Genomic DNA, 23,001 nt, shown 5'->3' with positions numbered 1-23,001 from the left:
GCTAAAGCTCAATCATTCAAAAAATAAAAAGTCATGAAAAAGTTTTTAATTACCACACTTTTGTTTTTGGGTTTATCTGCAGAAGCTTTTGCACAGAAACATCCTTCGCGCCCGCCAGCACCGCCTCATCCGTCAAGAAGCCAGCTTTATAGTGATAAAGCACGGGAACTTGACAAAAAATACAATACCGAAAAAAGACTGATTCTCAATCATCCGCTTGCTACCAAAAAAATGAAAAGCGATCAGCTGAAAGCCCTGAATCTGCGATATCAAAATGAAAAACGTTTATTAAGAGCTACAAGATAAAGAATATATCATAACGAAATTAATTTCGATTTAAAAGGAGAATGCTTTGGTGTTCTCTTTTTTCAATAGATAATCAACTTAATGCGATCTGAGTTGTAACTCAAGAAACACTGTACATCCAATATTTTTCCTTAAATTCGCATAAAAATTTTAAACTAATGAATTACGATATTATTGTCATCGGAAGTGGTCCCGGTGGATATGTTACTGCAATCAGAGCGGCACAATTGGGTTTCAAAACTGCAATTATCGAAAAAGAAAGTTTGGGAGGGATCTGCCTTAACTGGGGATGTATTCCTACGAAAGCTTTGTTAAAATCTGCTCAGGTTTTTCATTATATCAATCATGCTGAAGATTATGGACTGAATAAAGTGGAAGGTAGTTTTGAATTTCCAAACGTAATTCAGAGAAGCCGTGGCGTAGCCAACAAAATGAGCAAAGGAATCGAATTCTTAATGAAGAAGAATAAGATCGATGTTATTTTAGGAACTGCCAAAGTACAGAAAGGTAAAAAAGTTTCCGTTACCGATAAAGACGGAAAAGCAACTGAATATACAGGAACACACATCATCATCGCAACCGGTGCGCGTTCAAGAGAATTACCAAACCTTCCTCAGGATGGTAAAAAAGTAATTGGATACAGACAGGCACTATCTCTTCCTGAGCAGCCGAAATCTATGATTGTTGTAGGTTCCGGAGCGATCGGGGTAGAATTTGCCGATTTCTATAATACCATGGGAACTAAAGTTACGGTGGTGGAATTTATGCCGAATATCGTTCCTGTAGAAGATGAAGAAATCTCTAAACATCTTGAAAAATCCCTTAAGAAAACAGGTATTGAAATCATGACCAATGCTTCTGTAGAAAGTGTTGACACCAGCGGAGAAGGCGTAAAAGCTACCGTTAAAACAGCAAAAGGAAATATCACTCTTGAAGCTGATATCGTATTATCTGCTGTTGGTATTGCTGCTAACATTGAAAATATCGGACTTGAAGAAGTAGGAATCCAGACGGATAAAGGCAGAGTATTGGTAAACGAATGGTATGAAACTTCAGTTCCCGGATATTATGCGATTGGTGATATCATTCCAACACAGGCTTTAGCACATGTTGCTTCTGCGGAAGGAATTACCTGCGTTGAGAAAATTAAAGGAATGCATGTTGAAAAAATCGATTACGGTAATATTCCGGGATGTACATACTGTCACCCTGAAGTTGCTTCTGTGGGACTTACCGAAAAGCAGGCTAAAGAAAAAGGATACGAAATCAAAGTGGGTAAATTCCCGCTTTCTGCAAGCGGAAAAGCAACTGCTAATGGAAATACAGATGGTTTCATCAAAGTTATTTTCGATGCTAAATATGGCGAATGGTTAGGCTGCCACATGATTGGAGAAGGTGTTACGGATATGGTTGCTGAAGCGGTTGTTGCCAGAAAACTGGAAACTACCGGTCACGAAATTATCAAATCAATCCACCCGCACCCGACTGTATCCGAAGCCATTATGGAAGCTGCTGCAGCTGCTTATGGAGAAGTGATCCACATTTAAATGTAGATACCACTTTGTCAAAGTTGAAAATCTTTGACAAAGTTTACAATATCAAAGCCACAGATTCTATCTGTGGTTTTTCTTTTTTAATCATTTTAATAATATTTTCTTATTTTTATTCACTAATAAAAAATACAAATAACAGACTATGTTCAAAAAATTAGCTGCGGAAGCATTAGGATTAGGTGATATCGGTAAAATTATTCCATCACAGGATTATGATAAAGTAGATTCGGATGATTATATCTTATCGGAAGATAATGAAAAGATTTTCTTCCTTATCAAATCCAAAAGAGATGAATACTGCTTTACCAACAGAGCTTTAATTCACATTGACGGAGCAAGTGCCCTGGATAAAAAAAGAGTATTGAGAAGATATGAATATTATCAGTTTCCTTTCTCAAATATTGCCTTGCAGACGGCGGGAACCATTGACCTGGATGTTGAAATATCTTTCAATATCGGAAACGTTCCGCTGATGATCAGTGTAACGAAAAGCCAGATCGACCAGCTGAAGGATTTGTATAAGGCACTTCTTGCGATTCAGCAGGCCGTTCACCACAATCAGTCATTGCTGAATTTTTCAAATGACAGTTTGCAGAAAGCCATCACTACAGTAGCATCGGGAAAACAGGAAAATGTGTCGAAAAGCCAGGAATTAAGAACCATTAATGAATACATTTTCGCCTGGAATACTACCAGTTTCGACAAGTATATTCAAAAAGATTTTTCAAAAATATTCGAAAAATATATAAACAATTAGCGAATTATTATACAATCAATGAGCCTGGAGTTTTCCGGGCTTCTTAATTTAAATTTTTCTTATTAAATTATAATTGAAAGCGTTGGCGTTATTGATGGAAATATTAAAGTTTACTTAACAAAATTTTAGAACCGATTTGCCCTTTAATTTGTGGTATTTTCTTACATTTATTCAATGAATATTGAAAAAGTAGGTCTTGTTTTATCAGGCGGCGGTACAAAAGGCATTGCTCACGCAGGAGTTTTAAAATTTCTACGGGAAAAAAATATTGGTGTTGATATTTTGTCATGCTGTAGCGCAGGTTCCATTGTTGGTTGCATGTACGCCGTGGGAAAAAGCCCGGAAGAAATACTGGAGTTCTTCAATTCGGTTTATTTTTTCAATTGGAAACATTTTGCATTCAATCAGCCGGGACTTGTATCTTCCGTAATTTTCAGGAATTATCTGAATCCTATTTTCGGGGATATGAAGCTGAAAGATCTCTCAAGAAAAGTAAAAATTGTAGCTACAGAACTGGTAAGCGGAACGGAAAAAATTTTTGATGAAGATTTTAAAGTAGTGGACGCCATTATCGCTTCATGTTCCATACCGGGAATCACAACACCTTACATTATCAACGAAGAAATGTACTGCGATGGTGGAGTACTGAATAATTTCCCTGCAGATATCATCAGAGATGAATGTGATAAATTGATAGGTGTTTTCGTCTCTCCGCCTCATGATATTAAAATTAATGATCTTAAATCAATAAAGGCTATTGTTTCAAGATCATATGATCTTTTATCGTACAGAATCGAGAAAATAAAATTTGATTATTGTGACTGGTTTATCTCTTCGCAGGAACTTTCAACATATGGAACTTTTGAACGAAGAAAAGACCGCCTTGAAAAAATATTTCAGATAGGATATCAGGCAGCAAAGGAAAGCTTTAATGAAAGCAGTTTCTATCTGGTGAAAGAATCCGGGACATAAAAAAAGCTCACCGAAGCGAGCTTTTTTTAATTTTTTACAACAACTGCATTCTGTTTTACAACCGTCTTTCCGTCTTGGTCCTGTACGGTGAGTGTATAAGGCGCTTTTGTAGCAGAATCGGTGAGGTAATTCCTCCAAACCTGATAAGTATATCCTTCATTACCAAATTCAAAATAATAATTTCCTCCAGTCCCGTCCGGATACAATTCTCCGCCGCTGATAATCATGCTCGGCCTGGAAGTAATTTTTCCGTTGGCAGGCCATGATTGGTAAAGATATTTTCCATCCGGCTGCTGATCGATTTTAATTTTAAATTTTTTCGTTTTTAAAATCACGGATTTCGGAATCTTTTGTGAAACCTGCTTCGTAACATTCTGCGGAATTTCCGGCTTTTGTAACTCTTTAGCAGTAAGCATGTTAATATTGATCATCAATACGGCTCCCCATAAAATTGTTTTAATCATAATTTTAATATTTTGTCGGCGGATTAAAATGATCAAATTTAAAGCCAATTAAGAATTCATTTCAAATACAACGGATTCTTGGGTATAACTTGCAAATGCCTCCTCCAGACTTCCGAATTTACCTTTAAATTCATTGATAGGACAGTCCTGAAGAATATTGCCTTTATGAATAAGAATGACTCGGGAGCATAGTGCTTCTACTTCCTGCATGATGTGGGTGGAAAGCAATACGGTCTTTTGCTGGCCGATTTCTTTCACCACGTTTCTGATTTCAATAATCTGGTTTGGATCAAGCCCGTTAGTCGGTTCATCCAGGATTAAAAGATCCGGCTGATGGATAATAGCCTGAGCAAGCCCAACCCTTTGTTTATATCCTTTTGAGAGTTGTCCGATTTTCTTTTTCTTTTCAGGCGTAATTCCTACAAGTTCTATAACCTCATCTACTCTTGAAGACGGGATGTGGTGAATATTAGCTACAAACTGAAGATATTCTTTTACAAACATTTCAAGATAAAGCGGATTATTTTCCGGAAGAAAGCCGATCTTTTTTTTGCTTTCTATTTCATTTTCGGTAATGCTTTTACCGTTGAAAATGATTTCACCTTCATCAATTCTTAGAGCTCCTACAATAGATTTCATTAAAGTAGATTTTCCTGCTCCATTTGGACCGAGAAGTCCAATAATTTCATTTTTGTCTATGGAAATATTGATGTTGTTCAGTGCCGTTTGTTCACCGAATTTCTTGGTTAAATTATTTATCTGAAGAGACATACTCGTATTGATCTTTTTGCAAAAATAAAATAAAAAAGCTCATTCCAATGAATGAGCCCGGTTAATATTATTATAATTGATTATTTTTTAGCTTTCTTGTCTTTATTTCCGGATTCTTGTGGGGTAACATTATTGGAAGGCCTGTTAGCGGTGTTTCCCATTACAGCTGCGGCCGGCTTTTCATAAAGAGAAGATTTTCCGTTTTGTCTTCCGAAAATTTTGTCAATCTGCTTTTTGTTCAGGAATTGGGATTTTCCTACGTACTTTCTGTTTTTATTGATGTACTGAATAAACTGAACGGTTGGCTGTCCGAAATTCTTCTCAAAATGAAGTTCAATAATATCATTAGGAAGTTCCAGAACAATATTGCTCACAGGTATATCAATAAATCCATTGCTGATAAGCTCATATAAACCTGAAACATCTTTATTGAGGTTTTCAAAGGAAAATGAGCGGAATGTATTTAGGTTAGCAGTATTCAGATCCTGATAATTTATGGTAAATTTATTGTCCTTTTTATATAAACCAACAGAATTATCTTTACCGATTTCTACCACAGTTTCATTTTTCAGCACTTTGATTTGTGAGAAAGCCGAAAAACCTAACAAACATGCAAACAGTAGAATAATTTTTCTCATTACTTGATTTTTTAATGCTTTATAAACTTGGTATTACATGAACATCGAATGCAGAACAATTTGATATTCTTACAAGCAAATGTAAAAAAAAAAATCCACATCGGCTTCTCTGTAAAAATGGCAATATATGTCGTATTTATATTATTGTATTTAAACTTAAGATATAATTAATATGAAAATTAAAATATGATGTCTCATTCTTTAATGTTTAATATTGAATTTCAGGAATGTGTAAATTTTTATAATACGAACCAATATTAAAAAACATCACATTAATAAGCTTCTCTTTATCCCTGTAAAATATCTTCTCTGATAAATGGTTTTTTAACACATAAATGTTTTTTGGTTGATAATAATTTTAAAATGAAATTTAAAATAGTTAAATTTTAATGTTAAATATTATAAAAATTAAAGTGTATAAAAAACATGTATGCTATGCATATGAAATACCATAAATAGCTGATAAGCAACTTTGTTTAGATACCACATATTTTTAAAATACTGTTTCTGAAGCGCACTCTTAGATATTTTAATGGCGTAAATGGTATAATAATTGAATAATGAAGAGCACGAGCTGAAACCTCTGATTTAATTTATTCTGTTTTTAAAAAAATAGGGTAGGTTATTTGTTAATAAACATTAAAAAAAATCATATGAAATCAAAACTATCAATCTTATCGTTGGCAATAGCATTACCCACATGCCTTTTCGCCCAGGATTCATTACAGGTTATGAATAATACTCAGTATCCGAATACTTTTTCTTCAGGATCTGCAGATGTACAGCCATTTACAAATTCATCCAAAAGATTTAACGACTGGTCTATCTCATTTGGAGCAGGTGTACCATTAATGCAAAGTGCTGATCTTGTTTCTATTAAAAGTAGTGATAGAGCAGGTGATAACTTGTTTGGCTATTCTGCCTATTTCAGTGTTGATAAGGCTATCACGCATGCTTTCGGTTTAAAACTACAGTATGACCGCGGTGAAACAAGACAGGGGTATTTCAATACGAAAGATGCTGCGCCTGCGAATGCGGCCGCTAATAATCAGTATGGAGCAAGAACGCAATACGATGCGATCTCTATTTTAGGAGATATTAATTTTTCCAACCTTTTGAGAAGAGTAGATAATAAGTCACCATTCAGATGGGCATTACACGGTTATGCAGGTATTGGTACATTAGCATATAGGGCTTATCTTAAAGATGATATGGGACAAAGATTAATGACTGAAGTTAAACCTTTTAAACTTAATTCATTATTTGGACAGGCAGGTGCAGGTTTGAAATATAAAATCAGTAACCGTGTAGATATTGAAGGAAGAGTAATGTATGTAGTAACAACTGATGATACTTTTGATGGCGGAGGAAATAGATGGTCTTCAATCAACCAGAGAAATACAAAAACTTCCGATAATTTCATCAACACAACTTTAGGTCTTACTGTTAACTTAGGGAAGCACGAATCTCACCTGATGTGGCATGATCCTTTACAGGAGGCCTATTACAAAATCAGCGTGTTAGAATCTAAAGTTACAGATTTAGTAGTTTGTAAAAACGGAGATGCTGATAATGACGGAGTTTGTGATGATTGGGACAGACAGCTTGATACTCCTGCAGGTGCAAGAGTAGACGGATCAGGGGTTGCTTTAGATGTAGATCTTGACGGCGTAATCGACCTTTATGACAAATGTGTAACCGTTCCGGGAAGTGTGGAAAATAACGGATGTCCGGATCAGGCACAAGGACAGGGTGCTGTCGCTGAAACAGAAACAAAATTGGAAGGTATTGAATTTGACCTGAATTCAGACAGAATCTTACCTTCAAACACACCTATCTTAAATAACGCAGTAAGTTATATCAATTCGTCAGACGGTTCATACACTGTTGTTGGAGCTACTGATACAAGAGGAACTGAAGCTTACAATAAAATGTTATCTGAAAGAAGAGCCAATAATGTAAAAAATTATTTGATGCAGAATGGTGTACAGTCAGGAAAGCTTGATGCTCAGGGAAATGGTAAAACAGACCTGAAATATCCTGAATGTGATCCAGCTTCAAAATGTCCTGAATGGAAAAACAGAGCAAATAGAAGAGTGTATTTTAAAGCAAAATAAATTATAATAATTTCTAATTGGAAGACTGCCGTTGTAACGGCAGTCTTTTTTTTACATAATAAATAGTTCCTGATCTTTTTGACTACAAGAATCTTACTTTAGGCTACACTGATCTTGCTGAATGCACGGAACTTTGTATCAGTAAAATCAACAACAATGAAAGTATTTGTAACAGGAGCTTCAGGGTTTATAGGCTCCGCAATTGTAAAAGAATTAATTGATGCGGGACATCAGGTGACCGGCTTGGCACGTTCGGAAAGATCAGCAGAAAAAATCAGGCAGGCAGGTGCAGAGGCTGTGGAGGGTGATCTTGCGGATCTGGAAATATTAAGACAAAACGCTTTGTACGCAGACGGTATTATTCACGCGGCATTTTCTCATGATTTTATGATCTCAAAGGATATTTCGCAATTTCCTAAAGCCGCAGAAATGGATCGTCTCGCTATTGAAGCAATGGGAGAAGTATTAATAAATACTGATAAACCGCTTATTGTCACTGCCGGACTTTTAGGTTTACCGCTTATCAATGGGAAGATCACGGAAGAAAGTATTGCCGAAAATTCTTTACGGGCTTCTGAAGCAACAGCACTGAAGCTGGCAGAAAAAGGGGTCAATGCTTCAGTAATTCGTTTAGCGCCTTCTGTTCACGACGTGGGTGATTACGGTTTTGTTCCTTTTATTATCTCTAAGGCTCGTGAAAATGGTGTTTCTGCATATCCCGGAGATGGAAATAACCGATGGACAGGAATACACCGATTGGATGCCGCCCGGTTATTCCGTCTGGCGCTTGAAAAAGGAGTGCGCGGTGCTTTATATAATGGTGTGGAGGACGAAAGTATGGCATTGAAAGAATTAGCTGGAATAATCGGTGAGAAATTACATGTCCCTATGGAAGCTCTTTCTGGAGAAGATTTAAATAAACATTTTGAGTGGCTGGCCCATTTTATTACTATGGATTGTCCTGTAACTAATCTTAAAACAAAAAGACAATTAGGTTGGGAGCCCATGAATATCAGTTTGTTGGAAGATATTGAACAGAATTATTTTTAAATTTGTCTAATGGAGCAGAAAAAAATAATAAGGATAAAATCAATCATCGAATTTCATCAGCTCAGGGGGCTGCCAAAACCTGTACATCCGCTTATCAGTATTGTAGATTATGCTTCTATAAAACATAATGTTGAAATGGAAGAAACAAGCTGGATGTTCGGTTTTTACCAGATTTCTGTAAAAAAAGGAATTGACGGAAAATTTAAATACGGACAGCTGGATTATGATTTTGATGAAGGAGTGATGTTTTTTATTGCTCCGAACCAGGTTTTTAATATACGCGTCAATCATCATTCAACGATGGAGCGTTCAGGATGGATGTTGCTCATACATCCAGATTTTTTCTGGAACAACTCCATTGCAAAAACCATCAGCCGTTATGAGTATTTTGATTATTCGGTACACGAAGCCTTATTTCTTTCTGAAAAAGAAGAAACCACACTCAGTGAAATAGTAGAAAACATCCGGGAAGAATATCATTCAAATATTGATAAGTACAGCCGGAAAATTATCATTTCCCATATCGAAACATTGCTTAGTTATGCAGAAAGATTCTATAATCGCCAGTTCATAACCCGGGAAAAAGCAAATCACCAGATTCTGGAAAAGCTGGAAAATTTGTTGAATGAATATTTTGCAGATGATTTAATCTCTAAAAAGCTGCCTACTGTACAATACGTTGCGGATTCTTTGAATGTCTCACCCAAGTATCTCAGTGGCTTGCTTAAGACATTAACCGGAAAGGGAACGCAGCAGCATATTCACGAAAAATTAATTGATAAAGCCAAAGAAAAATTATCTACTACCAACCTCTCAATAAGTGAAATTGCTTATGAGCTGGGTTTTGAGCATTCACAATCATTCAGCAAACTATTCAAAACAAAGACAGATCTGTCACCGCTGGAGTTTCGTGCTTCTTTCAATTAATTTTGACAGATCCCTTAAACAAACATAACAACTGCTCCCGGAAGTTCAAATTCCGGGAGCGGTTGTTGTTATAATTAGCGCTGAATATTTATCCCTGCAACTGATGTTTTATTTACGTAAAATAATTCATTAAAATTATTTTTTAAAACGTCATGTTTTGTCGTTTCTACGGATGATCTTTGCTGTATAGATTTAAGAAAGATATTATGATTTATACAATTTATTTGTCTAATATTAAAATTAAGTTACAAATTTTAATTTAAATGTTAAAGTTTAGAAAATTTAATAATTGATATGATATTTTTCTTAGTTTTGTGAATTATAAAAACTAATGACCATGACAGCTCATACTTTTTCAATTTTTTTTGAAACATCAGAAATACCCACACATACAATTTTATCTAAAATACGTCAACCGCATTTAGGGTAAAAACTAATAACACACTTTCAATTTTCACAAACAAAATCCGCTTATGCTACACCTTCGACAATCGAGGATTGTTACGATGCTTATGCTGTCGTGCTCATTCTCGGCTTATGCCCAATTGGCAGACTCCGATGTCCAGCTTTGGGAAAAAACCAATCCCGCTTTACGGGAAGCGACCAGGTGCCGGGATGAAAATCTGCTGAATTTTCATTGCGGCATCAAAGATAAGTCTCTCAAAAAGTATATCAAGTACAGTAAAAACAAGAGCCATACGCTGAGTCTGGTTCATGCTTCAAAAGAAGATGAAATGATCTGGATGAATCCGGACAAAGAAGTTTCTTTAGGAAATACGGTTTACAACAAAGGTAAAGAGGCAAAAGAAATCGGTAAAAGGCCGAGTATTTTTTCCTTTACCGGAACTGCAGATCCTGACAAGCAGAAAACAGACAGCTTAAAGATCAGATTTGAAGATCAGAATCTTTACGAAATGATTTTCCTGCCAAGAAAGGCTAAAACAATGGATCTTAACAAAATTCATTCTTATCTTTCTATCAAATACGGAATATCTTTAGAAAAAGGTAAATATTACGGAAGCGACGGGAAAATAATCTGGGATCCTGAACAACACAAAGATTACAGCTACAGACCAACAGGTTTGGGAAGAGATGATGGAAACGAACTGTACCAGAAACAGTCTTCCAACCAGGCAGATCCCTTTTTAGCGATCGGAATGAACAATATTTCAAGGACAAATTCTGAAAACACCACCGTTCTGGACAATAATAATTTTGTCATGTGGGCTGATGACAATAAAGATATGTCATTAAAAAATGACAGAACTCTTGATATTCTTGAAAGAAACTGGGAAATCGGTTTTATCGGAAATAAAATTCCTAAGACCGGTTACCAGGTGAGAATTATTAAAGAAACTGTCAATCCAAAGGCTTTACCACTCTCTTATTGGATGCTTCTGAAAAAAGACAACGGGGAAATTCAAAAGATTGCAGGGATTGAAAACGGAAATTATGTTACTTTCAGCAAAGTTGATTTTATCGATCCTTTCGATACGGGAAATACCACGCATTTCACATTTGCCGTAAGCCCTGTGAAAAATACAAAACCTGAAACCGGAAATCAGGATCCGAGATCAAATATAATCAGTGAGAAAGATATTTCTCTGGATCTTACAAAAATTGCATTGTATCCGAATCCGGTGAAAAAAGATCAAAACTTTACCATTGTTTTCCCGCCTATGGAGAATCTTATCATCTCTATTTATGACGGCGGCGGCAGATTGGTAACTTTAGATAAAGTAGATGAAAAGGCAAAATCTTATGTCAATCACCTGCCTGTTCAGAGCTCATATCTGATCAATCTTACCCAGAACGGAAAAATTATTAAAACTTTTAAACTAATCGTCGATTAAAACTACACCCATGAAAATAGACATGAAACGGCTTCCTCTTACGAAGAAGTCATGCCTTCTGGTGTTCTTTTTCGCTTGTATGTTTGTTTTTGCAAGCTTTACAAGGGAAGACAGGCAGAAGGTTCGGGCGTTTAAAAAAGATTTGATGAGTAAGCTGACCGATAAAAAAGAGGTCGATTCACTCAAAGAAGCTTCCCGTGAGAAATCTTCGGGAAAATCTTTAGCCGCAAATCTTGAGAAGAAATCTTCTCCGGATATTTTATCAAAAAACAATCCTTTCACTACAGGGACAAGAGATGCTGAATTATCCGAAATGAATAATGTTTCGGCTGATGTTGCTTCTTATCCCTCAAAAGAAAAAGAAGGAACCATCGGTACTTTTTCTGAAGAAGAGGAAGACCGTATTTCAGATAACTTTTTCACCATTGATGTTCCTGCAGGAAACAACAAAAGTGTGATTGCTTATCTGGAATATGATCTTTTCGGACTTGCTTCTCATCAATCTGTATCAAGATCAATTAATAATAACGTAGCCATTGGAGGAGCTATTGTTGTGCCAAGTGCCAAATGGAGTCACCAGAGAGAAGTGCTGAGTGCTGCGCTTATTAAAAACGGACAGAATACGATTTTATTTACTTCGCCGTCTGACGGAGTGAAATATAAAATTAAAAATCTGAAAATTGTTTTCGATAAAGAAAAGAAATCTTATGACCATGTGGTCGTAAGCTCTGTTCTTTCCGGAGATCAATTATACGTAAAAGGAAATAATATTACCGGAGCATCTGCTACAATTAACAATGAATCTGTTTCCGTTAAAAACGGAGAATTTGAAAAAGTAATACAGTTAACGGAAGCTGATAAAGCAAAAGGAAGTTTTTTAATTACGGCAAACGGAACTACCGGAAGTTATAAAATTCCTGCAGAGACTACATCTTTCAGAACCATAAACAATTCCTATTATAATGCCAAAGGAATTTCTGTATCAAAAGATCAGGAATTTAGTGTAGATTATGAGGGAATCAATATTAAAATTGAAAAAGAAACTTCGGAATCAGCTTATTTTGAAGTTTTAAAACTGAGAGCTAAAGATTTTCCATCAACCTCGCAGGGATTGAAAAATGTTACGGTAAATAATTCCGCATATAGAATATCTTTAATCTCAGGGAAATTAAACAAAAAAATAAAAATTACCATTCCTTATGACGAAAAACGTTTAGGACTTATCTCGCCGAAAGATATCAAGATTTTCCATTTCGATTATGCTAAAAAGCAATGGGCGATGGACATGTCTGCAGTGGTAGATACCAAAACCAAAACGGTTACCGTAGAGGGAGATGGTGATACGGATTATATCAACGGGGTTATTTCCACTCCGGAGTCTCCACAGCTGAACGCTTTTACACCAACAAGTATCAGTGGGTTAAAGGCAGGAGATCCTATGGCTGCTATTCAGCTGATGAGTCCTCCTACTGCCAATCAGAAAGGAGATGCCAATATGAATTATCCGATCACGGTACCATCAGGATTAGGCGGTCTGCAGCCTTCTTTATCGATTGGCTACAGCAGTGGAGGCGGTAATGGCTGGATGGGTGAAGGATGGGATGTACAGGGGCTTTCTGCCATCAGTATTGATACTAGATGGGGATCTCCGCAGTTTGACGGCGCTACAGAAACCGAACTGTACTCAATGGATGGAGAAATGTTGGTATATCCTAACAATTATCTTCCTCACAGACATAATGATGTAAGTGAGACCAACACTGCTTTTACAACAGATAAACAGCCGAGAACTTCATATGCAACGCCGGGAACTACAGGTGTAAAGAAGTTTTATTTAAGAAAAAACCATGATTTTTCCATCATAGAAAGAATAGGGGATAATCCTACCAATTACTCATGGAAAGTTACGTCAACAGATGGTACAAAGAGTTATTACGGAGGTGGAGATCAGTTCGTGATTAAGAATTCTGCCAATCAGATTGTACATTGGGCGTTGAGAAGAATTGAAGATGTTCATGGGAATTCTATGAATTTCACCTATTATTATTCTCAGGTAAATTTCGGAACCAATAATAATAACAGTAACATGAATGGGGGGATCTATTTTCACATCAGACAGATCTCTTATGGAAAGAATGGTGATTATACCGTTAATTTTAATGCGGAAACGGGACTTAGCAGAACCGATCTGAACATCAATGCAAAGCAGGGTGTAAAAAGAGTAGAGCCTTACCTTTTAAGAACTATTACCGTAAATTATCAGGGACAGCTCATCCGTACTTATGGTATGGAATACGAAACCGGGCAGTTTTCTAAAACCAGGCTGAAAAGATTGTATCTTGACGGCGGAGATTCTCCGGGTAAATACAGTCTTTTAGGAGACTATGACTTCCAGTATTATGATGATGTGGCGGATGGCTCCATTTTCGGAGGAAACGTAACCGTACCTGTTAACAATTCAATCAATGTTTTTGGTGGCTTGGTTCAGGGACTGTTAACCCCTTCAAGAATTAGTGGAAACAGCGCAACGGAAACAGGATTCAATTTCAGGGCTGCGGCAGGATTAAATTTATATTATCCTTCCAATGATGCTTACGGACACATCATGTTCGGTCTTCCTTTCGGATTTTCAGATACGGAAGCTAAAACCATGCAGCAGCTGATTGACTTCAATGGCGACGGAATCCAGGATATGATCTATAAGAACAGCTCCGGACTGTATTTCAGCCAGGGGTCACTTTCCAATGGCGCATTATCTTTTGGACAGCCAACAGAATTATTGAACTTCAACAGCAATTTCTCTCTTACAAAAAGTAAAACCAGCAGTTCCGGATGGGACATGGGGCTATTCATTAAGAGCAGAAGTATGATTACTTCAAAAGCTTCAAGCACAACATCTACTTACCTTACAGACGGGAATTCCGATGGTTTGATGGATATTGTTCACAATGGCGAAGTTTGGTTTAACAAGTTTAATATGTCGACAGGTAAACCGGAAATGACCAAGCACAGTGAGTACACGGAAAACATGATCGTAAAGGCGAAAGCCATTGATCCTCCGTTTAATCCAAAGACCGATCCGCCTTTACAGGAGCCTATGACCCCTGTTGTGGATGTGGTAAAAGTGTGGGTGGCGCCTAAAGACGGATATATTAGATTTACGGATAATATCAGTATAGGACCTTATTTTGTAGGAACTACAAATCCAAGTTTTAAAACATTATACTCTGTTGAAATTCTTAATCCCATTGTTACAGGTGTAACAAAACATGGTAGAATTTATATGACGGAGCTTGATTCCAATGGTCCATCTACTGCAACGGTTAGTATTGAAAGGTATAATGATTACTATTCCCAGATCCAGGGCATGCTGCCTAACAATGTGGATCACTTTGGAATCAACAATACCAATCGTCTGTATGTAAAAAGTGGCGAAAAAGTATATATAAGGCTTCATAAGAATAAGGATTTCAATGCAGAGATCAATTCTAATCCAAAGATCACTTATGTTGATGCAAACGGAAATGAGATTATTAATACTTTTGAGCATGCTCAAGATCTTTTTTATGTGAACAATGGGAGCTATTCTGATAATTTCTTCTTAAACAATGAAATGGCACCGATTTATCTGGACACGCCAGGTACTGCTGAAATTGCTGTAGCTCCAGTAAGTTTTGCGTATTCTGTAAGTGATTTTAAATTCAAGATCTACAAGGATAATATTAATGCCAATACCACGCAGGAAATTTATTCTGAAACCCGCCCTCAAAGCGATGTTGCATTTGCAACCAATGCCGTTTCACAATTTGTTACGGTAAACCCCGGAGAACCGGTCTATCTGAGATTTGTGGTAGAATCAGATTCCCATGTTGCATCCCTTACCAGCAACTGGCAGGGAAAAATTGGGGTTACTTATACAGCAAATACGCCTACACCAACAAATCCGAATGCTATAACATTTGTAGATTTTAATACGGTACCGCAATATCCGTCTTATGTAATTACTCAGTTTTCTGAAAAATTCAATGTAAAAAATTTTATTAGTCTTTCCGGATCTCATGATTATAAGGCACAGATCAAAAAGAATATTACTAATTTTTCAACATTAGGCGTTGGTTCTTTCTACTATATTATTAAAAGAGGAAATACAACAGTTGCCAAAAGAAAGGTTATTGTAGACAATACCAACAATTCTGTAGAAGAGCAGGATATGATTCTCAATCAGCCTGTTTCCGGAATTTCTCCGGCAACGTTCTACACTGGATCTACAACAGGTACTCTTTTAAAGCCATGGTTGATTACGATTCAGGTATATTGTAATACCGATGCTGAATATGCATTGTATAAGAAATATTCGGCTTATTTCCAGAATAAACCGTTTAATATCTATTATGATAATGATATTTTAATTACTGATACGCCGCATACATCGATCAACTCGGCGATGTATAGCTCTAAAGTTAAATTTTTCAACAACTGGGGGCAGTTTTTATACAATCAGGATCAGGCTTATCCTGCCATCCAGGGAACAACAGATAACTACGGCGCTATGATTACTCCGGAAGCATTGTCGGATAATCCGCCTTTGCAGCCTTTATACAGCACTTGTTCACAGCTGTATCCGAATCAGAATCAACAGCAGCTTTTAGCAGAGTGTATTGCGAACAACATGCAGAACCCAAGCAACGGAAATGCAACGGCAGTAGTTGTTTCCCCATTGAAGCCATCTGTGACAAGACAGAGGAACAGTTTTAGTTACAAATGGGTCGGTACGGGACCCAACCAGTTTGCCAGCAAAACATCTTTTAAAGATGATGATACACAGCCTGCTTATTTTAATAATCCTAATCCGGATCCTTCACCTGCGCCAATTCAATCAATGGGGTCAGCACAGATTTCTGTGGATACTACAATGAAAGCGATTGATAAAAAAACACGCAGTACATCAAGAAACACTACGGATGGAGTTGCTATTTCACAAATCAATACAAATTCTGCCAACTCAATTACAGAACTTCTTTATCCGGGAAGTGTGGTTACGCAGGATTTTATGGATATGAATGGTGACGGATACCCGGATATGGTGTATGCGGAATCAAGACAGATGACCAACAGTACGGGAGGACTGAAAGATACGGAAAGCAACCCTGTTTTCGGATATCCTACAGATTCTTTCAGCTTACAGGAAATGAATTCAGTAGGGTTCTCGTATAATGCCTATTCTGTAGGAGGAAGAATAGATGCTTTCGGGCCATCAACATCATCTGCAAAACCGGATATGTCATTGACATGGTCTGCAGGGATTTCAGTAAGTGCCGGAGTGAATAAATATTTTAATTCTACGGATTACGCTAAAGAATATTATCTGGATATCAACGGGGACGGATTACCGGACAGAGTAAGGAACGGAGGAACTTCCGGGATAACTTACAGTTTGAACTTAGGCAAAAATTTCTCCGGAAATGATAAATTCGAAAATCTTATTTCTTATAGATCTCACCCTATAGGTGGAGTCAATGTATCCATTGGAGGAGGGCTTTCTGCCAATCTGCAATCTTTGTCAAGTTTTGGATTCGGGATCAGTGCAAGTGCGGGAGCATCTGCGTCGAAAGGATCTTCCGATGTATTGTATGAAGATATCAACGGCGACGGACTTATCGATATCCTGGAAATCAACAGTACGAATAAAACGACTGCAGTACGTTATAACTTAGGAAATAAATTTGATATTGCGAGACCTTTGTTAAGATCGAATTCTGCCATAGACTTTACAGAAGAGAACCAGTCTTACAACGGGTCATTGTCTTTCGGAGGGAATCTGATGGTAAATATCGGACCGATTACCATTGTCCCGATTCTCCCGATCCTCATCTTGTACATCAAAGCAGGAGCGGGGGCCAATGCCAATTTCGGGATCAATGTTTCCGAGGTGAAAAAGATCTTCAAGGATATGAATGGTGACGGTTATGCCGATCTGGTAATGGATAATGGCGGAAATGCTTTCACGGTAAACTATTCAAGAATTGGAAGAACCAACAAGCTGAAACAGGTAACCAGCAAAATTACACAGGGAAAATACACCGTAGATTATCAGTTTACAGCTCCTGGTTATCAGGATCCACACGCTAAGTTGGTAGTAAAAGAGGTAAAAATACTGAACCCTGATGTCTTTGACACCAACTATACCAACTCAGATGCATCTAAAGACATGGTGACAAGGTATACCTTTGAGAATTCCAGATACGACAGACGTGAAAGAGATAATTTCGGGTTTGAAACGGTAACTACCGAAGAGATGCTTGATGCTAATAATGTGTACCGAAAAACAGTCGATACCTATTATAACACCAGTTATTTCTTCAATGGATTATTGAAAAGCAGCCAGAGGTTTGATGGATCAGGCAATTTACTTTCTGAAAACCTGAATACGTACAAGCTTTACAAGTTTATTAATGGTGTTTCAGAAATTGATATCAATAATGCGATATTAAATCCAAGCGCTTACGATACAGGCGGAAAAGAGGGTAGAAGAATGGCAACTGTACTTCTTGCTAAAAAAGACAAAATAGCGTACGAAACAGGAGGAAGCATTCAGACTACTGAAGAAATCTTCTACAGTACAAAAGGTCATCTTAAGAAGTTTCAGTATACCAGCCCAACAAGAACATATAATTCTGTAATAGATTATTGGGGTGGACTGAACAATAATATTATAAAAGTCCCTAAAGAAATTTTAGTTTATGAAGGAACAGGAAATTCCATTTTATTAAGACAAAGAAAGACTTCAAACATCAATGCTAATACGGGTAAGATAGGTACGGTTTCTGTTTTTGACGGATCTAATGACATTCAGACAGATTATACGTATGATTCTTACGGAAATATCTTGAGTGTACAATACCCTCCCAATGAATTTGGACAACGATACACTTTAAATTATCAGTATGACTACAATGCAACAGCAAAATATGTAACAAGCGTTACCAATAACTTTGGATTGACATCCATTGCGGAATACATTCCACAGTTTGATGTTGTCAAGAAGAATATTGATATGACAGGCAATACAATGACTTATGGTTATGATGGCTGTGGAAGAGTGATCAGTGTAACGAGCCCGAATGATTATGGCTCAAATCATGTGACGATTAATTACAATTATTATTACGAAAATTTCGGAATCCCGAATACCAATACGAATGTCAAAATTTTCAGAGCGTCTACTTCTCATTATGTGGCTGAAACACCAACCAATCCTATTAAAACGGAAACCTATGCAGATATGCTGGGAAGGGTTATTCAGGTGAAAAAAGATGTAGAAATCGATGGAGTAGAAAAAAGGTCAGTGTCAGGTCGACCAATATTTGACAAATTCGGAAGAACGATCAGACAATACCAGCCTGTTGTGGAAAACATCAGTTCTACCAACAACAATATCAATTTATCATTGGCAATGTATTCTTCTACGAGTGTTTATGATAATCAGGATAGAGTAACTCAGTTAATTGATGAAGATAATCAGGTTAAATATACAAACTATCAGATTTATGGAAGCCTATTCAGAACGATAGAAGAGTTTGATACCATGAAGTCTGAGACTTTTACAAATCCTGAAGGACAAATTGTCGAAAAAATAGACTATTTGGGTAATGTTCCACTTACTACATCATACAAGTATAGTCCTTCTGGGGAACTTGTAACAGTAACAGATCCGCAAGATATCTCTACAAATTACGATTATGATATGGCAGGGAGAAGAATAGGAATGAATCACCCGGATAAAGGGCAAACCGAATATCAATATGATCCCGCAGGTAATCTTATCATATTTTCAACGCCTAACCTTTCGAATGATCCTAATATCAGTACGCATTATATTCACTATGTATATGATCACAACAGGTTGACGGATATAGAGTTGCCAAATCTTCCGGACGGTTCTGTTAATCCAAATAACGTCCATTATGGATATTTAAATTCGGGCTATGGAAATAACTCTGGAAGAATGTATACCAAGAGTGATGGAACGGGATACACTGTTTATACTTACGGTAAAATGGGTGAAATTGTTTCTGAAAACCGAACTGTTTTCGGGTATAATATCCCAACGATGAACTTCCAGACCTTCTTTACGTATGACAGCTGGAACCGTGTTAAGCAAATTACGTATCCGGATGGTGAGAATGTATACTACGGGTATGATTTAGGCGGTAACTTAAAATCTGTCAAAAACGATTATCAGGATTATATTAAAGAAATCACCTATGATTTGTATGAACAGAGAACAAGAGTGACGTATGGAAATGGAGTAGTTAACAGATTTGGGTATGTGCCAAGCAATAGAAGGCTAAATTTTTCTTCTCTTGCAAATGCATCGGGAATTGGTTTCTTATCAAACAGCTATCGATATGACTACAGAGGTAATATTGCTAAACTGGAAAACCACTCAGACGTTTCGCCAAACGGAATGGGAGGCCAATATGTATTCAATTATAATTATGATACCTTAAACAGGCTTATTGGAACAGAAGGAAGTTCCAGATTGGTCGATAAGGCAGGAAACCCAATTACACCAGGTACTTCACCGTATTCCCAAAGTAATTCAGGATTCAAACTTATAATGGAATATAATGATGCCGGAGGTATTCTGGAAAAGAACCAGGAACATTCGGTAGACCAGGTAGTAAACCAAAGGAATACATACCACAATCAATATAAGTATATTGACGGGACTCACAAGATCCAAAAGATCGGAGACAGTTATTTCGGCAATACTCAGGACTTTAAGTATGACAGTAATGGAAATATCATCATGCATAAAGATGAATACAGAATACATGAAATGTCATGGGATGAACAGGACCGTTTGAAAGCACTATTAGATGTAGAAAGTGGTCTTAGCCAATACTATATGTATGATGATAAAGGAGAAAGAACGATCAAGTACAGCCTGACCGGCGGATCGCAATTGTATCAGAACGGAGCTTTGGTAGATCCGGGAAGTATAAGCATTGATCATTACAAGTTGTATCCAAATCCTTATGTGGTGGTGACTTCTGACGGGCAGTATACCAAAAACTATTTTGAAGGGACAACCCGTTTTGCAAGCCGCATCGAACCTCATAACGATATCTTTATTCCAACAACCATAAAGGCTCCGAATAAAGACGCGAAGGAAATTGATCCTGCAAAAGATTTCAGAACCTATCTGGAAAAGATGCAGATTGACGGGGTAGTTTCGTCCGAACTCGGAACAGCAAAAGCGCCTCCGGGAATGGGTGGACAGCCGGGATTGTATTATCTCCACACCGATCATTTGGGAACAGCAAGCTTTGTTACGGATGATAACTCTGAAACAACACAATTTTTCCTGAATTTGCCATTCGGAGAAACGATGATGGAGCAGCAGTCTGGCGTATATGATAATCCATATAAATTTAATGCGAAAGAATTAGATTCAGAAACGGGACTCTACTATTACGGTGCGAGATATTATAACCCAAGAGTGAGTGTTTGGTACGGTGTTGATCCTTTGGCAATTTTCAATCCTGTAATGGAAACACAGTTCTATGGAGATGGACAACATAATAAAGGCGTATTTTACTTAGGAAATTTAAATCCCTATTCTTATACTTATCAAAATCCTATTCGTTATTTGGATCCGAATGGGAAACAAGTAGACACAACGGAAAAAAGAATTATCTTTACACATGGATTGTTAGGAGGTGGATCACCAAAAGGAGGTAAAGAATATTGGAGTAACTCATTTGTAAGTGCAGCACAAAAACATACTGGAGCATCTTCAGCATCATTTACAAATGTCAAGTTTAGTGTTTATTCTAGTGCTAAGGATAGATTTTTTCAAGGAGAATCATACGCTAGAGAAAATAAAGATGTTCTTACTAAAGGTTTAGATAAAGAAAAGTCAGAATTAATTTTTGTTACTCATAGTATGGGAGGAGCCTTTGGAGAAGGAATGGCTGGTTATTTTAAAGGAGATGGCTGGAATGTCAAAGAGATTTATCATTTTAGTGCTTTTCAGGCTAGAAATATTGATGCTAATTCAATAGAATTCAGTAATGGAGACTTCGACTTTACAACTACTTTTGATATTCAGGTAAGTAATGACCCAGTGATTGGTCTTCCCGGAGCAAGTTCAGGAAGTATAATGAATGCTGATTATAAACTTAGAGAAAAAAGTTCTAAAGGATTTTTATACAGACATAGAGCTCAAATAGATGATCCTACAGTATGGCAAAGAATTAAAAAATTAAAATAAGTATGAACATTTTAAAAATCATATTTTTGATTATATTTTGGATTTTTCTTTTAATTGTATTTATATTTATGTGTGGATATTTTATTATTGTCGATTTTAATTATCCCGAAGGCGAAACTCTAAAAATTGACTTTTATATACATGCTTCAATTGTAATATTACTTTTCATAGTTTTTGTTTATTACACAGTTTATCTTTTTAAAGAAATAAAGAAATCTATAAAAAACTAAAACATAAAAACAATCTGTTAATGTATTTAATTATTAAACGGTTGTTTGAAAAGGACAAAACTTCAACATTCAAAATCGGGCTGCCCTCAGGGCAGCCCGATTTATATTTATTCAAGAAACTGCAAACATCCCTAATACTGCTCACACCAGCTAAACCTTTCCTCAATAATCTCTGCCTTGGCTTTTTGAAGATACTGTAAATACAGTTCAGAAACCGGGGAATGTTTTTTACCACGCATCCAGATCAGACTCCACATGGTCTTTATGGGAAGTCCCTTGATGGGAATAATTTTCAGCTCCTGATTGTACAGTTCATTTCTGATACCGATAAGCGGCATGATAGAATATCCCAATCCTGCCAGTAATGCCTGTTTTACGGCCTCGTTGGATGTGAGTTCCATTTTTTTTAAAACAGAGATGTTTTTATGCTTGATAAAGCCTTCCATAGTTGTTCGTGTTCCGGATCCTTTCTCCCTGAAAATTAAAGGAATCTTCTCAAAATCTTCCAGCGCGATGTTTTGCTCGCTGTTTTGGGAATTGCCAACAAGATAGAGTTTATTCTGAAGCAAGTCCATTCGTTCAATATTTAATGCGCTCGGCAATATGGATACAAGCGCAAAATCCACTTCATTATTTTCCAGGCTTTCAATCACTTTTTCCTTATTCGTAACATCCATTACCAGTTCAACTCCGGGGTGTTGACGGATAAATCCCGAGAGAAAATAAGGCATTACATATTTCCCGGTGGAAACCACGGAAATTTTCAGCCTTCCGGTTACCTGTCCCTGATATGCCAACGTTTTATAGTTGATGGAATGAATCTGGTTCACAATTTCTTCCGCCGCCTGCGCAATCTCTTTACCGAATTCGGTTACATAAAGTTTTCTCCCGACCACTTCCGTTAAAGGAATATTAAACTGATCCTGGAAGTTTTTCAGCTGGATAGATACTGCAGGCTGTGTAAGAAATAAAGCTTCCGCCGCTTTGGTTACGCTTCCTGTTTGTACAACTTTTAAAAAAATCTGAAGCTGATTAAGCGTATAATTCATAAAATAATTTTATGGTATTGATTACAAATATAAAT

Annotated in this window: 13 protein-coding genes; 9 read left to right on the top strand and 4 right to left on the bottom strand. The window is 36.9% G+C overall.

The features are described from left to right. Nucleotides 1–33: 33 nt before the first annotated feature. From BUA76_RS07505 to BUA76_RS07490, 4 genes are all read left to right on the top strand, one after another. On the top strand, nucleotides 34–306 hold the full coding sequence (locus BUA76_RS07505) for a hypothetical protein (protein WP_072884187.1): 273 nt from the start codon (nucleotides 34–36) through the stop codon (nucleotides 304–306). A gap of 158 nt (nucleotides 307–464) precedes the next feature. Next, the gene (gene lpdA, locus BUA76_RS07500) at nucleotides 465–1,853 is read left to right on the top strand and encodes a dihydrolipoyl dehydrogenase (protein ID WP_072884186.1); all 1,389 of its coding nucleotides are present in this window, start codon (nucleotides 465–467) and stop codon (nucleotides 1,851–1,853) included. Nucleotides 1,854–2,001: 148 nt separating this feature from the next. Beyond that, the gene (locus tag BUA76_RS07495; protein WP_072884185.1) at nucleotides 2,002–2,616 is read left to right on the top strand and encodes a PH domain-containing protein; all 615 of its coding nucleotides are present in this window, start codon (nucleotides 2,002–2,004) and stop codon (nucleotides 2,614–2,616) included. A 174-nt stretch (nucleotides 2,617–2,790) separates the two neighbouring features. Then, complete coding sequence (locus tag BUA76_RS07490; RefSeq protein WP_072884184.1) at nucleotides 2,791–3,588, top strand: patatin-like phospholipase family protein; 798 nt, start codon at nucleotides 2,791–2,793, stop codon at nucleotides 3,586–3,588. Between the two features lie 26 nt (nucleotides 3,589–3,614). Here the strand turns inward: BUA76_RS07490 and BUA76_RS07485 are convergent, their stop codons facing one another. The 3 genes from BUA76_RS07485 to BUA76_RS07475 form a co-directional block, all read right to left on the bottom strand. Further along, nucleotides 3,615–4,052, bottom strand: coding sequence for a hypothetical protein (locus tag BUA76_RS07485; RefSeq protein ID WP_143149876.1), 438 nt, complete (start codon nucleotides 4,050–4,052; stop codon nucleotides 3,615–3,617). Nucleotides 4,053–4,100: 48 nt separating this feature from the next. After that, the gene (locus tag BUA76_RS07480; RefSeq protein ID WP_072884182.1) at nucleotides 4,101–4,823 is read right to left on the bottom strand and encodes an ABC transporter ATP-binding protein; all 723 of its coding nucleotides are present in this window, start codon (nucleotides 4,821–4,823) and stop codon (nucleotides 4,101–4,103) included. A gap of 80 nt (nucleotides 4,824–4,903) precedes the next feature. Then, nucleotides 4,904–5,461 (bottom strand): hypothetical protein, encoded by a 558-nt coding sequence (locus tag BUA76_RS07475; RefSeq protein WP_072884181.1) that lies wholly within the window; start codon nucleotides 5,459–5,461, stop codon nucleotides 4,904–4,906. 653 nt (nucleotides 5,462–6,114) lie between these two features. On the opposite strand from BUA76_RS07475, the gene BUA76_RS07470 reads away from it, so the two are divergent. From BUA76_RS07470 to BUA76_RS07450, 5 genes are all read left to right on the top strand, one after another. After that, nucleotides 6,115–7,578, top strand: coding sequence for an OmpA family protein (locus tag BUA76_RS07470; RefSeq protein ID WP_072884180.1), 1,464 nt, complete (start codon nucleotides 6,115–6,117; stop codon nucleotides 7,576–7,578). A gap of 156 nt (nucleotides 7,579–7,734) precedes the next feature. Beyond that, on the top strand, nucleotides 7,735–8,628 hold the full coding sequence (locus BUA76_RS07465; RefSeq protein WP_072884179.1) for an SDR family oxidoreductase: 894 nt from the start codon (nucleotides 7,735–7,737) through the stop codon (nucleotides 8,626–8,628). Nucleotides 8,629–8,637: 9 nt separating this feature from the next. Further along, complete coding sequence (locus BUA76_RS07460; RefSeq protein ID WP_072884178.1) at nucleotides 8,638–9,555, top strand: helix-turn-helix domain-containing protein; 918 nt, start codon at nucleotides 8,638–8,640, stop codon at nucleotides 9,553–9,555. Between the two features lie 473 nt (nucleotides 9,556–10,028). Next, on the top strand, nucleotides 10,029–11,408 hold the full coding sequence (locus tag BUA76_RS07455) for a T9SS type A sorting domain-containing protein (protein WP_083573186.1): 1,380 nt from the start codon (nucleotides 10,029–10,031) through the stop codon (nucleotides 11,406–11,408). Nucleotides 11,409–11,418: 10 nt separating this feature from the next. Beyond that, complete coding sequence (locus BUA76_RS07450) at nucleotides 11,419–21,687, top strand: SpvB/TcaC N-terminal domain-containing protein (RefSeq protein WP_083573185.1); 10,269 nt, start codon at nucleotides 11,419–11,421, stop codon at nucleotides 21,685–21,687. A gap of 361 nt (nucleotides 21,688–22,048) precedes the next feature. Here the strand turns inward: BUA76_RS07450 and BUA76_RS07440 are convergent, their stop codons facing one another. Next, entirely contained in the window at nucleotides 22,049–22,966 is a 918-nt protein-coding gene (locus BUA76_RS07440; protein ID WP_072884174.1) for a LysR family transcriptional regulator, read from the bottom strand. Nucleotides 22,967–23,001: the final 35 nt, after the last annotated feature.

This window comes from Chryseobacterium takakiae (genome assembly GCF_900129385.1).
In the GTDB taxonomy this organism is placed as follows: domain Bacteria; phylum Bacteroidota; class Bacteroidia; order Flavobacteriales; family Weeksellaceae; genus Chryseobacterium; species Chryseobacterium takakiae.
Note: the sequence above shows the minus strand (reverse complement) of the source record. Positions and strands in the feature narration are given on the sequence as shown.